11 protein-coding genes are annotated in these 14,226 nt (G+C 46.8%); 1 reads left to right on the top strand and 10 read right to left on the bottom strand.

Features of this window, described 5'->3' with window-relative positions; all coding sequences use genetic code 11:
• Window positions 1-120: 120 nt before the first annotated feature.
• The 3 genes from QUB20_RS18190 to QUB20_RS18180 all read right to left on the bottom strand — a co-directional run bounded on the left by QUB20_RS18190 (window position 121) and on the right by QUB20_RS18180 (window position 3,800).
• Window positions 121-2,304: a tetratricopeptide repeat protein gene (locus tag QUB20_RS18190; RefSeq protein ID WP_333248494.1), complete on the bottom strand. Its 2,184-nt coding sequence runs from the start codon at window positions 2,302-2,304 to the stop codon at window positions 121-123.
• 252 nt (window positions 2,305-2,556) lie between these two features.
• Window positions 2,557-3,429, bottom strand: coding sequence for a 6-carboxytetrahydropterin synthase (locus QUB20_RS18185; RefSeq protein ID WP_333248496.1), 873 nt, complete (start codon window positions 3,427-3,429; stop codon window positions 2,557-2,559).
• Between the two features lie 110 nt (window positions 3,430-3,539).
• Window positions 3,540-3,800: a hypothetical protein gene (locus tag QUB20_RS18180; RefSeq protein WP_333248499.1), complete on the bottom strand. Its 261-nt coding sequence runs from the start codon at window positions 3,798-3,800 to the stop codon at window positions 3,540-3,542.
• A gap of 65 nt (window positions 3,801-3,865) precedes the next feature.
• Between QUB20_RS18180 and QUB20_RS18175 the strand changes: the two genes are divergently transcribed.
• Entirely contained in the window at window positions 3,866-5,365 is a 1,500-nt protein-coding gene (locus QUB20_RS18175; RefSeq protein WP_333248501.1) for a cyclic nucleotide-binding domain-containing protein, read from the top strand.
• A gap of 148 nt (window positions 5,366-5,513) precedes the next feature.
• Here the strand turns inward: QUB20_RS18175 and QUB20_RS18170 are convergent, their stop codons facing one another.
• The 7 genes from QUB20_RS18170 to QUB20_RS18140 all read right to left on the bottom strand — a co-directional run bounded on the left by QUB20_RS18170 (window position 5,514) and on the right by QUB20_RS18140 (window position 13,242).
• The gene (locus QUB20_RS18170) at window positions 5,514-6,194 is read right to left on the bottom strand and encodes a J domain-containing protein (protein WP_333248503.1); all 681 of its coding nucleotides are present in this window, start codon (window positions 6,192-6,194) and stop codon (window positions 5,514-5,516) included.
• A 320-nt stretch (window positions 6,195-6,514) separates the two neighbouring features.
• Window positions 6,515-6,670: a hypothetical protein gene (locus tag QUB20_RS18165; RefSeq protein ID WP_333198532.1), complete on the bottom strand. Its 156-nt coding sequence runs from the start codon at window positions 6,668-6,670 to the stop codon at window positions 6,515-6,517.
• An 81-nt stretch (window positions 6,671-6,751) separates the two neighbouring features.
• Window positions 6,752-7,714 (bottom strand): cysteine synthase A, encoded by a 963-nt coding sequence (gene cysK / locus QUB20_RS18160; protein WP_333244546.1) that lies wholly within the window; start codon window positions 7,712-7,714, stop codon window positions 6,752-6,754.
• Window positions 7,715-7,772: 58 nt separating this feature from the next.
• The gene (locus tag QUB20_RS18155; protein WP_015176708.1) at window positions 7,773-8,213 is read right to left on the bottom strand and encodes an RrF2 family transcriptional regulator; all 441 of its coding nucleotides are present in this window, start codon (window positions 8,211-8,213) and stop codon (window positions 7,773-7,775) included.
• A 399-nt stretch (window positions 8,214-8,612) separates the two neighbouring features.
• Window positions 8,613-10,874 carry an iron uptake porin gene (locus tag QUB20_RS18150; RefSeq protein ID WP_333248506.1) on the bottom strand — a complete coding sequence of 754 codons (2,262 nt, stop codon included), beginning with the start codon at window positions 10,872-10,874 and terminating at the stop codon, window positions 8,613-8,615.
• Between the two features lie 292 nt (window positions 10,875-11,166).
• The gene (locus QUB20_RS18145; protein ID WP_333248508.1) at window positions 11,167-12,819 is read right to left on the bottom strand and encodes an HD domain-containing phosphohydrolase; all 1,653 of its coding nucleotides are present in this window, start codon (window positions 12,817-12,819) and stop codon (window positions 11,167-11,169) included.
• Between the two features lie 141 nt (window positions 12,820-12,960).
• Window positions 12,961-13,242 (bottom strand): 4a-hydroxytetrahydrobiopterin dehydratase, encoded by a 282-nt coding sequence (locus tag QUB20_RS18140; RefSeq protein WP_333055205.1) that lies wholly within the window; start codon window positions 13,240-13,242, stop codon window positions 12,961-12,963.
• Window positions 13,243-14,226 lie beyond the last annotated feature (984 nt).

Here is a 14,226-nt window from a genome sequence, read left to right as displayed (position 1 = left end):
AATTTAATAGTCGTGGACGCATAAATACCAAAGAAACCGGGTTTTTACCAGTTTTAAAGGTCGGGATGCAGTATTTTCGCAAAAAACCCGGTTTCTGACCACCCGTGCGTCCAGGACTATTTAAGTCTCTTTTTCACCCGATTCATTTCCGTGTGTATCCTGTTTTAATTCTGATACAATTGCGCCTCGATCGCGCCAAGCTTCCGCATTGTCAGGTTTGATGGCAATAGCTCGATCGTAAGCTGCCATTGCTTCCTCATACCGCTTTAATTCTGACAAAGCTGTGCCCAAGTGATGCCAAGCATCGTAGGAGTCTGGCTTAATAGCAATCGCTTTCTCATAAGCTGCGATCGCTTCTTCAGGGCGCTGCAATTTTGCCAAAGATTCGCCTTTACCAAACCAAGCTTCGTAGCACTCGGAATTAAGGGTAATTGCTGATTCGTAAGAGGCAATTGCTGCTTCGTGCTGCGACAGTTTCTCGAAAGCTACGCCTCGGTTGTGCCACACTTCAAAATCCTGCGGTTTAAGGGCGATTGCTTTGTCGTAGGATTCGATCGATTCTTGATATCGTTGCAATTTTCCGAGCACAGCCGCTCTATTGTACCAAACTTCGTATTTGTCTGGCCGGATGCCGATCGCCCGATCGTAAGAATCAATAGCATCGCTGTAGCGGAGTAGTCTCCACAGCATATTGCCTCGATTGTACCAAGTTTCGTATCTGTTGGGATTGAGTTCAAGAGCGCGATCGTAAGAATCAACTGCGGCTGCGTACTGCTGTACTTTGGCCAACATCGCGCCTCGGTTGTGCCAAATTTCGCTGTCGGTTGCTTTGATAGCCAGGGCGCGATCGTAACTGGCGATCGCTTCTTCGTAATGCTGCAATTGACCCAACAAAGCCCCTATGCTGTGCCAACAAGCGTATTTTCTGGATTCGCTCAAACTTGCTCGCTCGTAACAGGCGATCGCCTCTTCGTACTTCTGCAATTTTGCTAGCAAATGCGCTTTATTATACCATGCTTCGTAGTTATCCGGTTTAATAGATATTGATTGGTCGTAACAGGCGAGTGCTTCTTCCGGGCGCTGCAATTTTATTAACACATTTCCGCGCCAATACCAAGCCTCATGCAAAAATTTATTCGCTAAAACAGCTTTTTCCAAACAGACTAATGCTTCATCATAATTGCCTTGAAAATAAAGCCCTTCGGCTTGCTTGATATAATCGTCAGCAATCAAATTTTCGTTGCTAGCCGGCGCTGTTTGCGAATTTGGGGAATTGTTTAAAGCCGGTTGATGTGCGACTTTGAGAGCTTCTTTGGCAACAACTGCGGGAACTTGGGCAATTTCTTGAACAATTTGAGATTTTTTATCGTCAACTTCTCTCAGCAAAACTTGCAGGTGCATAATAAATTGAGATTTGAGAGTCTCAATTTGCTCCACCGAAGATTTGGAAAGTTCAGTTTCTCTAGTTAAAAAATCAATGGATTGTTTAGCTGCACCCATTTGCGCGGCTAATTCATCCCTCAACTTTTGATTCAATTGGCTAGAATTTATGAGTTCTGATTCCAATACACCAATACCCTGCAATCGTTTATTGGCATCAGCCACCAACTGTTTGATTATCAGCCGTCGCATCATCCAAAAAAATGCAATTGTCACTGGTGGAAATACAGTACCAAGAATTAGTAAAATATTGAGCAGAGTTATGGTACTATTAAAACTATATCCAGATTCAGCACTGCCACTAGACGGGGAGATAAAAGCGAAAACCTCCCGAACTTGAGGATTGCTTTCAGCCCCGGTTTCGATTAATTTAGCTAGCCAGGTTTCTTGTAAAGATTTTGTTAGTTCATCGCCGGATGCAGCCGGAGGATTCGCCTTGGTTTTTGCACTAGCAGATACATCCGGTTGAGCGGCCGCTACGAGCAAACCTGTCGGCGATTTTACAGCAATTCGCGGAGAAAATTGTTCGTGAGCGATCGTCTCAGGCTCGCTAATTGACTCAGCCCGACGGGATACAGTAATATTTGGGGAAAATTGTTCGTGGGCGATCGTCTCAGGCTCGCTAATTGACTCAGCCGGACGCGATTCAGTATTATTTACGGCATCAACAAAGTTGCTAGCCTGCGGTGTCTCAGGAGAAATAGGATGTGCAGCAGGATTGGCGCTAGTATTAGCAGTTAAATTGTGGGATGCGAGGGCAGCCAGAGTCAAGAGAGCTAGATTAGAGACGCGCATAAACGTCAACTCATTTACATTTAGGAGAAATTGGTGCTTGGTTGTCAGCGATCGGACGATCGACCTCATACTCTCAGCAGTTAGAATAGCTGACTAGAGGAATGCTGACTTACTATCTCCAAAATACGCGCGCAGCCTGACTTTTCAGGAAAACTGCCAATAATTCTGGCTGTGGAACTTTTGTCCAAAAATATATTCTCGCGCCTAATCCGGTTGAAAAACTCTCGGAATCATCATTAGGCTGGTAGGGCGGGCTTCACCAATCTGCACAATTAGCCAAAGATCCGGGTGAACCCGCCCCAACCGATCCGATTTTTAACTCTAAACCCCAGCTAAAACCGCTTCCGGCTGCTGACTTTGTGCCACCACTTCCTCTAAATCAGCACCGAAAATTTCACAGCTATTATTCGGACTTTCAATCAGCTTAATCTTGTGCAACTCGGCGCCCAATTCCCGAATGGGCGATCGCAATAATTGCCCGATCCGAACAGCAATATTCTCCGCAGTCGGCACAACATTCTCAAAATAAGCAATATCCTTATTTAAAAAAGTGTGATCGAAAGGTTCAACAACATAATCGTCAATGGCTTTTTGCAAAGCTCCCAAATCAGCAATCATGCCAGTCCGCGCATCAATTTCCCCTTTAACAGTCACCTCTAAATGATAATTGTGACCGTGACCGTTGGGACGAGCACATTTGCCGTAAATTTCCGAGTTTTCTTCAAAGCTCAAATCGGGACGAGCCAACCGATGGGCCGCGCTAAAATGAGTGGACAAAGTTAAATAAGCTTCCATTCCGTTTCCTAAATATTCAGCCCAAAGTTCGGGATGTTCAAACAATTGAATTTTGCTCAGAGGTAAATGAGGGGCTAGCCGCAGCCAAATTTGCCGTGCTATGTTTTCGGTAGTTGGCAGAGTTTGCTCAAATTCCGGCCACGCTTCGTTGAGAAAGGAAAAATCGAGATCCTTGGTAACTTCCCGTTTGATGACGTGCTTGACATCAGACAGGTTGAGCACCATGCCGTACTCGTCGAGTTTTCCTATCATGGAAACGTAAAGGACGTAATTGTGTCCGTGTCCCGGTGCGCGAGCAGTTGGGCCAAACCGTTCAAAGTTCTCGGCTTCGCTTAACTCCGGCAGCCAGTACCGGTGACTAGCCGAAAACTGTGCCCGACGATTGATGATGCACTGCATAAAAGTCAAGTAGGGTAAGTTTGTTAAGTTCTGTAAAGGACTCGCTTCTTAAGGATAAACTAATTTTTGCTGGAATTTTTCGATTATTAGAGGGTGCTGTAAATGAATTTCTACCAATTTTCCAAATATTGGCAACAAGTCGTCGATCGAGCCGCCGGGCCCATTTTACACCACAACACAGATATCCGGCCGAAAATACCGCTACAAAATAGTTTTTCGCCATCATTTGCTAACTCATCAGTTACGAGCATTTGAGAAAGTACGCGCGTGCGGATATATCCGGTTCGCGAAGCGTTCCCGAAGGGTAGGGAATCGACCTTTTTGCCACACAGGACACTCCACAGTTGGAGTTTTTCGCCTAAGCTCTGCAATAGTTAGCAGTTTGCGGTTCAGTTGCGCTCAAAACTAATCACCAATTACCCATTACCCAATATTAATGAATTCGATTACTGCACGAGCCGATGGCTTTTTTGAACATTTTTCGGGTGCGATGACAACCCCACTCTTCTATATCGGGGACACTCATCTGTCCATCAGTGCGATCGTCAAACTGATAATTTTAGCTATATTTGCCTTGATTATAGCTAAGATTATCAGCGAAGGAATCAAGCGTAGCGTGCTAGTTCGGATGGGATTGGATCGTGGCAGTCGAGAAGCAATTTCCACTATAATTAGCTATATTTTAGCAACCCTTGGCTGTATATTTGTCCTGCAAGGTGCCGGCCTCAACCTCACTTCTCTCACCGTCTTAGCTGGGGTTGTCGGTATTGGTTTCGGCTTCGGCTTGCAAAATCTAGCCAGCAACTTTATCAGCGGTCTCACCCTGCTATTTGAACACCAAATTAGAGTCGGAGATTTTATTGAAATAGACAATTTATTAGGAACTGTAGAAACTATTTCAATCCGCTCTACAATTATCAAAACAATTGACGGACTATTTGTGATTATACCAAATATTAAATTTGTCGAAACTAACATTATTAACTGGAGTTACAGAGACCCCAGATGTCGCCTCCACATCCCCGTCGGCGTTGCTTACGGATCTGACCCAGTAATAGTTACGGAAGCACTATTAATTGCGGCGCGGATGGAATCGAATGTCTTGTCCCATCCTTCTCCTAAAGTATGGTTTCGCGGTTTTGGAGATAACGCTTTAAATTTTGAACTTTTAGTTTGGATTGACCAGCCACAGGAAAGCGATGCTATTAAAAGTGCAGTAAATTTTTTAATAGATTACGAGTTTCGCCACCGAAATATCGAAATCCCTTTTCCACAGCGGGATTTGTGGCTGCGAAATCCGCAAGAGTTAACTCATTTTTTTCACAATAACAAAGACGAGAATTCCAACGGCAAAGTTTTTCCGCATAATACCAAATATTCAGCAGATTTAAAATCTAATTCCACACTTTCTGAACCTAAAAATTCCGTACCTAAATCCCCTAATAATTGGACGCTGCGAGATTTGTTGCGGCGAGTAACTTATTTTGAACAGTGTACGGATTTAGAACTGCGGCAGTTAATTGAATATGGCTACCGACAACTGTTTCCAGCGGGACAGGTTGTATGTAAGGAAAATGACCCTGGCGATTCTTTTTATATTATTCTTTCGGGTACTGTAGAAGTTCTTTCTCAAAAAGCAGGTCAGTATATTGCTACGCTTCATGAGGGCGAGTTTTTTGGGGAAATATCTTTGCTGTTGGGTACTCCGAGAACGGCGACTGTTAAAACTAGCGAAGATGCAATTTTGTTTGTGGTGGAACGTCACGATTTGCAAAAACTTTTAAGAGAACAACCCAATTTAGCCGATCAGATTGCTCAAAAATTGTCGGAACGCCAGCAAGCTTTGAGAGATTTGGGATTGTTAGATGGCGACTCTCTGGGACAAACTCCTTTTATTAAAATTCGCAAGCGAATTCAAGTTCTTTTTGGAATTTGAAAGAAGGAAGTTCGGCAACGGATTCTGTAACGGATGTAACGGATGTAACGGATGAATGCTGAGGGAATTGGGCATTGGGCATTGGGCATTGGGCATTGGGCAATTCTCCCACTCTCCCACTCTCCCACTCTCCCCTCTCCTTGACTAACTAACTTTTAATTTTTAATTCCTCCTGCGCTTCCCGCCGCAGTCTAGCGGCAATTCTAAACAGTTCTTGACCGGTGTGCAAGTGGCGATCGTCATAATTGAGGGTAAATAAATACAATTCTTCTATGCCGTCTCCGACTTGATTGATAGAGTAGTAGAGATGAGCGGCAACTCCGGCTACATTAGATGGATTGGGCATTGATGTAAGAAAGTTATGAGCTTTTTTGAGGAACTCGCGGCTGGTTTCGATATAAAGTTGAAACTTTTCTATCAGTTCGTCATCAAATGGATCTGCGGACAATTCGTCTATTTCTTTTTTAAGCGGCTTCAAGATACTGTTGAGCATTCTATTGACGGGTTTGTATACTTTAATCAGCCACTGTTCCATTAGTTCATCCGCGTCCCTTGCTGTTTGTGTTTGCTGGCGGCTGACGTTTGGTGCGGCTGGTGATTGCTGTTCGGTTTGCTCGGAAAATTGGCGATCGTAAGATTGTCTGTGCTGGGGGTCTCCTAATATTTCATAGGCTGCATTTAGGCGGACAATCTCTTCGTGACCCGCTGTGTCGCTGCGGCTGTCTGGATGAAATAATTTGACTAAACGGCGGTATGCTTGTTTAATCTCGGCTTGTGTTGCGCTTGGGCTAATCTTTAGGGTTTTGTAGTGATTGATAACGGAAGACACGCTGTTATTTCCTTGAAATCTGGATAATCTGCGAAAAAGTGCTTGACAAAAATATCATTTTTTGCTAAATTTTTAAGTATTTATCTGATATAAATGTCAAAAATTGCCAGTAAAAAACCTCAGTTTTCAACTTATCATAAATCTATTTTAGAAAAACATTGAGGCTTTGGAAGTGGTAAGCCGATCGAGATTGAGGACTCCTATAGCGCTGCTCCCGCCAACAGTTAGCCCTTCTTTTCTTTGCTCTTCCTTCGCCACAAAAGCGCTCAGCGCCCGCTTCGCTAACACGCCGAAAGCGGTTAGTTCAAAAAAAAGCGCCTTCAGAAATTCGGCATCATATCAAATCCGGTAGCATCGGAATTATTCCTCTCTGTATTCTCTCCCTCTGCGTTCTCTGCGCCCTCTGCGGTTAAATCATTCCGATGCAACCGGAAACGATATCGATCGCGATCGAGAAAGCTACAATCTATCGCCATTCTTTCATCTACTAAAAAGCCAAGCAGAGCGTACAGTCTACGCCCTGCTCTCTATTTCTGCGACTTGGGCCGGAGGCTAGCCTAGTTGAGGGCCATCGCCAAATTGAGTTCTGGATCTTGGAACAAGGGAGTGCTCAGATAGCGTTCGCCGAAGCTAGGCTGAATCATCACAATCAATTTCCCTGCATTTTCGGGACGCTTGCCGACTTTCACCGCTGCACATAGAGCCGCACCGCTGGAAATACCGGACAAAAGTCCTTCTTCTCTGGCCAAGCGACGGCCATAGGCGATCGCCTCGTCATCCGTAACAACTATAATTTCGTCGATCGAATCCACATTCAGCACCGGCGGCACAAAACCAGCACCGATACCTTGAATTTTGTGAGGCCCAGGCTTTCCGCCGGAAAGTATCTGACTGTTGGCCGGCTCAACTGCGATCGCCTTAAACTCGGGTTTCCGGGACTTAATCACCTCCGAGATACCCGTAATCGTACCGCCAGTCCCAACCCCAGAAATCAGGAAATCCACTTCGCCGTCTGTATCTTCCCAAATTTCCTCAGCCGTTGTCGAACGGTGAACCTGCGGGTTCGCTGGATTCCGAAACTGCTGCAACATATAGGCATTGGGAGTTTTGTCCACAATCTCTTGAGCGCGACGGATGCAGCCGCTCATGCCCTCAATTCCGGGAGTCAGTTCTAGTTGGGCCCCGTAAGCGCGCAACATCGATCGGCGTTCCGTGCTCATCGTATCCGGCATGGTCAAAATCAACTGGTAGCCCTTAGCCGCTGCCACCATTGCCAGAGCAATTCCGGTATTGCCAGAAGTCGGTTCCACTAAAACCGTTTTTCCCGGAGCAATCAGCCCTTCGGCCTCGGCTTGATTGACCATATTCACACCGATCCGGTCTTTCACCGATGCTGCCGGATTCATGCCTTCGAGTTTTACCACAATCCGAGCCACGCAGCCCTCGGCTTGGGGAATGCGGTTGAGTTGCACCAAGGGCGTCCGCCCTACCAATTCTGTAATGTCGCCAGCAATACGCATAATCTTTGTCAGTTTGTGGTTGAAAGTAAATGTTAATTCCTAGTTGGCAATATTTTAACTAGATGTAATACATGATATCGAGCTGCCGTCTGCCATTGCGCTTTTCGCACAGATCCTGTAGCGTATATTTTTGCAAAACTGAGTTGGCAATCGATCGAGCTTCTTGCCAAACTTCCCAAATCACCGCACTTTCTACAGTTTGAGCGGGCGAGTCTTTTTCAGAGCGATCGAACTCTGAGCCTTCGAGACAGTTGATAATTTCTAGGAGTGTAATTTTCCACGGTTCCCTCGCCAAGATATAACCTCCCTTAGCTCCTCGCTGGCTACGAATCAGCCCGCAGCGTCTCATGGTAGCCAGCAACTGCTCTAAATATCGATCGGGAATATTTTGCTGAGCCGCTATCTGGCGAATTTGCAGAGGCTCGCCTTCATCGTAGCAATCGGCAAGCTCCAGCAAAGCTAAGATTGCGTATTCGCTTTTACAGGAGAGTTCTACCATAATTGCTTCCAATACCAGAATTATCAACTCCGAAGTCAGATTTTAAAATTCTCCTCAATGTTGAGTTCCAAATTCTAACTCCTAACTTTACTTTTTATTATACCCCGGTTTTCCACTGAACTTAATCGACTTTCATCACTTCATCGTTGGAACGATCGGCAATCTGAACCCAACAAACCCAGTTTCTCGTTTTGGCTCCCTCCCCTTCTACCACAGCCTCACCTCAAGAAACCTGGTTGTCTGCCTCTCTGACTGATAATTTTTAATTTTTAATATATTCTTGGCGCCCCCTTCCTCCCGCAAACAAAAAAGCCCTGCGCTAGGCAGGGCTAAACTTGGCCTTTAGAGTGGCCAGCAGAGAGGTTATGTTATAACCTCCCTGCCTCCTCTAACCCGCTCTTAGAACGTGAAAGTAGTTCTCAGAGTACCAATGATGATGTCATCATTACGGTCATCTTGATTAGGATTTGTCACCCAAATCACGCCCGGAGTAACAGAAATGTTGTCAGAGAGCTGAAACTTGTAGAACCCTTCGACGTGATAGGAATCATCGTTGCGGAAGCTCCGCAAACTGCTTGCAGCTTCAAGTTTATCCAAGTAAGGCTCACGACCTACCACGAACCCTAGCAAGTTGCCTTCTTTCCCTAAATCGGGCAAAGCCAAGGTAACAGCGTAGTTCCAGATTCTCGCATCGCCGATGCCGAGAATGCGAGCATTGGTTAAACCAGCCCAGCCACCAAGGATAAATCTCGGGCTCAGTCGCAGCGAAGCCTGAGCACCGTAGGAGTTGCTGACAACTTTGCGAGCATTGAAGCCCTCAAAGCCTTCGCTCAAACCGTTGAGAGAATTAGCCACGCCGGTACCTGTGAAACCGCCGAGACTGCCTGGCCCATTCGATAAAGCATTGTCAAACCCAAAGTTACCTCTGCTAAAGTAACCGTGGTTGTAGTTGAAAGCAACTTGCAAGTTGCGTCCGGGGGTAAAAGTCAACTGACCCATCGCCGCGTAGTCGCCGTTCGTCAAGCCTGCACCCCTAGCCGGACTGGCTGCATTTGACGCCAAATAACCGAAGGACAGAGAAGTCGGGCCGAACACGCCGCCCAGCAAGCCCCTGCCACCGAAGGCATAGTCAAAGCCGATACCTGCGCCACCGCCCAAACGATAAATCGGGTTCCGCTGTCCAAAGGTGCTCAATGACCCGTTACCGCCGTCAAAGTCTTCAAAGTAAGGGTTGACAGTCGGCATAATGTCGTCCCAAACGCCAGCGTTAGCTATCAGGCTAACGTTCAGTCGCTGACCGACGGGGAACTTGTACAGCAAGGTGTCGAGGGCAACAACGTTGTCGGTTCTGCCGACAAAATTCCAAGTTTGAGTGCCTTCGCTGGTAGCCCCAAGGTTAAATCTTTGACCGTTGCCGACTTGAAGCCTGGTCAGCAGCAAGTCTCTGCCGGTGAAGCTAGTGTTTAAATTGAGACGCACCCGTTGTTGGAAGACAGCTTCGTTATTGTTGCTGCCGATTCTTTCGCCGTCTCTGCCAAAAACGCTAACGTCGCTACTAAAGTCGTCGCTGAGAGCAAAAATTGCTTCCCCAGTCAGCTTGGTAGTGGTGGAGAATTGGTTGGCTTCGAGTTCGGCTGTCCGAGATTCCAAAGCATCGACGCGACCGCGCAGGGTTGCCAGTTCCGCTGCAAATTCTTCTTGGAGCCGTTGGAGGGCTGCCAAGTCATCTCTCGTAGCGAAGTTGCCAGTGCCACCTCTAATTAGCTCGCTTACCTTGTCTAAGCAAGCATTTAAACCGGCTGCGAATTCGTAGCGAGTCATGGCCCGGTTGCCGCGGAAAGTTCCGTCGGGATAACCGGCAATACAGCCGTAGCGCTCGACTAGGGATTGCAGTGCTTGGAATGCCCAGTCTGTGGGCCGCACGTCGGAGAGTTGGGAAACAGAGGTAACTTGACCTTGAGTTTCGCCCCCGGCAGCACCTTCGCTGCTGTACTCGTTGAGCTGTTCTAATGTGGCGGCTGGGTTTTGCTCTTGTGGTGCGACAGTTTGAGCTAAAGATTCAGCCGGTTGTGGCAAACTTTGTTCTGCCGACTCTGCCACTGCCGGGGCTGGAGTTTCTAATTGAACTGCACCGATTTGCTCTGGGAGAGCGGTAGCTGCCGGGGCTGGAATTTCTAGTTGGGCTGCCGGGGCAGAATTTTCTACTGGTTGAGCTACTGTTTGCTCAACTGCGGCTAAAGATTCACTTGTAGGTTGTGATGCCGCTTGGGGTTCTACCTCAGCAGGGGCTGTGTTGGCTCCGACGATCGCACTTTCAGTTGTAGGCGTGGCCAAATCTGCCATCGCTGCCTGGGTTTCGCTGCCAGCGACTTGGGAAATTTCTTCTACTGGCTCGGAGGCTGCAGTTGTTTCGGAAACAGCAGCTAAAGCATTTAGTTTCGCTTCGGAGGTTTCAGCGGTTTCTGCAGTTGTTTCGGAAACAGCAGCTAAAGCATTTAGTTTCGCTTCGGAGGTTTCAGCGGTTTCTGCTTTGGCTGCAGCGGGATTGAGCGCATCAGCAGCCTGCTGAGCGTCTGCTGCCATCGCGCTCGAAGAAACTACTAGGGTAGCTCCTAAGACTGCTGGGCTGATTAGTAAGTAACTCCACAAAAATTTCGACATATTCACTCTCATCCTCACACCGATTACAGAGAAACTTTTCTAGTCTTCTATGTGGTCAGTCGTTGCTCAACTAGCATACTCTAAAAAGAGACCTAAAATTCACTTTTTCTTTTGATTCTTTTGGGCTGACTGAGTATATAGATGTGACTGACGGCTGCAGAAAGCCTGTTTTTAAACCTTTACTCAACGGCGTCAAAACCATGCCATGATTGGGCTGTGGATTGATTTGACGGATGACACTAGACAGCACCCGATTGCCTATTTACTTTTTAGCACAGCACGCCCGACTCGTCTAGGCTGATTCGACTTTAACATCCAAGCTGTGTCCCAGAACGCTAAAGACTTGGCGGTGATCGAACAATTCTAACAAATCGGCGTTGATTTTATTGTGAGCTGCTTCTTGCCGCAAAATTTTCATCGCTGCCTCTGTTCGCAGAGCTCGCTTGTAGGGGCGATCGCCTGCTGTCAGGGCGTCGTAAATATCCGCGATCGTCATCAATTGTGCTTGAATTGGAATTTCTGACTTGTTTAAACCTCGCGGATAGCCTGTGCCGTCGAGTTTTTCGTGATGTCCGTAGGCAATGTCTGGAACATTTTTTAAATCTTTTGTCCAAGGAATTTGTTTCAGAAACTCGTAAGTGTGAGTTACGTGAAATTCTATTGCCGATCGTTCTTCCGGCGTCAGGTTGCCCCTCGACACCATCAGTTGCAATATCTCGTCTGGGTTCAGCAGGGGTTTCTTTGCCCCATCGATATCTCTGTAAGTTTGTCGAGAAATCTCTCGCAGTTGAGCTAGGGGTTCTGCTGCCAAAATGTGAGGCTCGTTTGCCTCTAGCAGCACTTCCCAGTATTCTGCTAATCTGGTTTTCGCCTCTGCTAGCTTAGTGTCTAGCTGTTCGATTTGCTGGCAGTGAGCGCACTCTGGCTCCTGGATCTGGTGTTTTCGGTAGGCTGAATGCTCCAGCAAGTATTTATATTTAGACTGGACGCATTCCATTTCCAGCGTCCGTTGAGCTAAGCCAAAGCGGTGGCGAATGATTTCTAGCTGTGCGGGGTAGAGCTTTTTCTGTTTGGTCAAAACTGCTTCGGGCACTCCAATTTTGCCAAAATCGTGCAGCAGGGCGGCGTAGCGAAGTTCTTGAATTTGGCGGTTATTAAAGTAAATAGAGCGCAGTTGTCCGCTGCTGACGGTGTTTACTTCTTCACAAAGGCGTACTGTCAGGGCTGCTACTCGTTCTGAATGGCCGTAGGTACAGGGGTCTCTCGCTTCTATGACTTGCACCGAGGCTTTGACGAAGCCCTCGAACAAGTGTTCTATGCTGTCTTGGAGTTGATTGCGCTCGATCGAGATTGCTGCTTGAGAAGCGAGCGATCGAACTATCCTTTCTTCCCACTCGGAATACTGCTGCGTCGATTCCCAGGCATTGTCTGCTGTCAGCACCGTATCTGGCTTTGTTTTGCGGTTGATCAGTTGCAGTACACCTATTGTCTCCCCCTGTCGGTTTTGCATCGGCAGTACCATTACCGAGCAAGTGCGGTAATCAATATCCCTGTCAAAACTGCTATCTAGCCGATAGGGTACGCCGGGGGGTAAGTCGTAGGCATCAGACAGGTTCAAACTTTGACCTGTTATTGCCACGTATCCCGCCAAGCTTTTGTCTGTCAGTGGCAGAGCAAACTCTTTAAACGACAGGCTGGGTTTAGAAGCGTTTTGGGCTACCTTGAACAGCAGCTTAGGTGTTTCGTCGCTGTGATCTACTAAGTAAACGCTGCCAGCATCGCTGTAGGTAATTTCCCTACTTTTGGATAAAATTAAGTTTAACAAGTCGCCCAAATCTTGGGCGCTCGACAGAGCAGCGCCAATATCTAAAAGCTTTTCTATCAGATCGGTTTTTTCGGCTGCAGCAGACTCGTTCTTGAACTCTGGCTTTTCAAATACGATCATGGTCGGATGATGGGGAATAGCCTGTTATACATTGAACGTTGGGCCTCTCGACTTTTTCACACCCGATTTTAACCCCAAGTCGATTTTTTATTTGCGAGCTTTTCTCTAGCGGGGACTCTTGTTGGGTCAACTGGCACTCTTTTAATCTAGCGCAGAAATCTCTTGGGCTAGCGCAAAGTCTTTCTCAGTTAAGCCTCCGGCATCGTGGGTTGTTAAGTTAACTGTAACTTTGTTGTAGGAGATTTCTATGTCGGGGTGATGTCCTGCGGCTTCTGAGGGGGCGACCAACTTATTTACAAAGGCGATCGCTTCGATAAAATCTTTAAATAAACGGGTAGAGCGCAGTTGTTTACCTTCAATTGTCCAGCCTGACAATTGACTGACGCGATCTTGAATTTCAGTATTATTAATTAGCTCAGCCATATTTTTTTTTCTTTGGGATTAGCAATGGCAGATTAACTGCCAACGTTTAGAAACCCTGACCAAAAACTATCCGCTCTCACCAATAGCGTTTAGTCTCAAGTTTTAATACTTAAGATTTAACACTATTTGAGGTGAGAGCGGTCTAGCGGGTCTTCAGATTAGAACCTGACTGCCGGGAGAATCCCTAGCTCAGCCTGGTTCCCCGTGGAAGTCGTTTCCCGTTGGAGACGACGGCTGACTGCTAGTGAGCGGCCCCGGCGCACAGCCGGTAGTTTCCAATCTGATGACCCATGCGTTTACTACTTTCTATCATGGGCATCACCTCCAGGTTTAGCTAAATGGCTTTATATTGGAACGCACATCACCTAAATACAAGATTTAAGGTGATGATTTGTGCGCTAGCCATTGCCAGCGTGACCAGAAGAACTTGCGTTCTGAGTATCGTTCTAGTATTCACAATTATTAGAATAACACAAGGAATTAGAAGTGGGGGATGCAAATTGAGATTTTTGCAAGATCGGGGGAATTTACTGCTGCTGCAAGCTCTTTGATCGATCTCTACAGCAAGCGGGCGATCGTAGTTTCAGCCATGTGCCGATATGTTGTTCTTCAGAATCCGGGCTGTGCGGTTATCAGGTGCATGGCCACTCTGGGGGCTGGGAAAGGTCGATCGATTTCTAGCCAGATGGAGAGTTCACTAGATATAGAGACACGAGTTGTTCTAGCCGCAGGCAGAGTTTGTTTTTGTACAAAATCAACTTTTTTTAGGGCGCTAATTCGATCGAATCCTGGAAACAAAAAGCTCCCGCCTGGTGGCGGGAGCTTTTTAAGCATTAAGGGTAAAGCCTAAACTGCTTTATCTTACCCTTTTAAAAAGTTGGAATTTTTGATATTTCGCGCTGATTACAGTGCGTTACCGCGAGGCAGAACTTCTTCAGGGAAGATGAAGTTTTCGTGAGGTTGGTCTGTCGGAGCCATCCAAGC

It is taken from the genome of Microcoleus sp. B4-C2, assembly GCF_036705265.1.
Lineage (GTDB): Bacteria > Cyanobacteriota > Cyanobacteriia > Cyanobacteriales > Microcoleaceae > Microcoleus.
The sequence above is the reverse complement of the archived record's forward strand: the minus strand, read 5'-3'. Positions and strand labels throughout refer to the sequence as shown.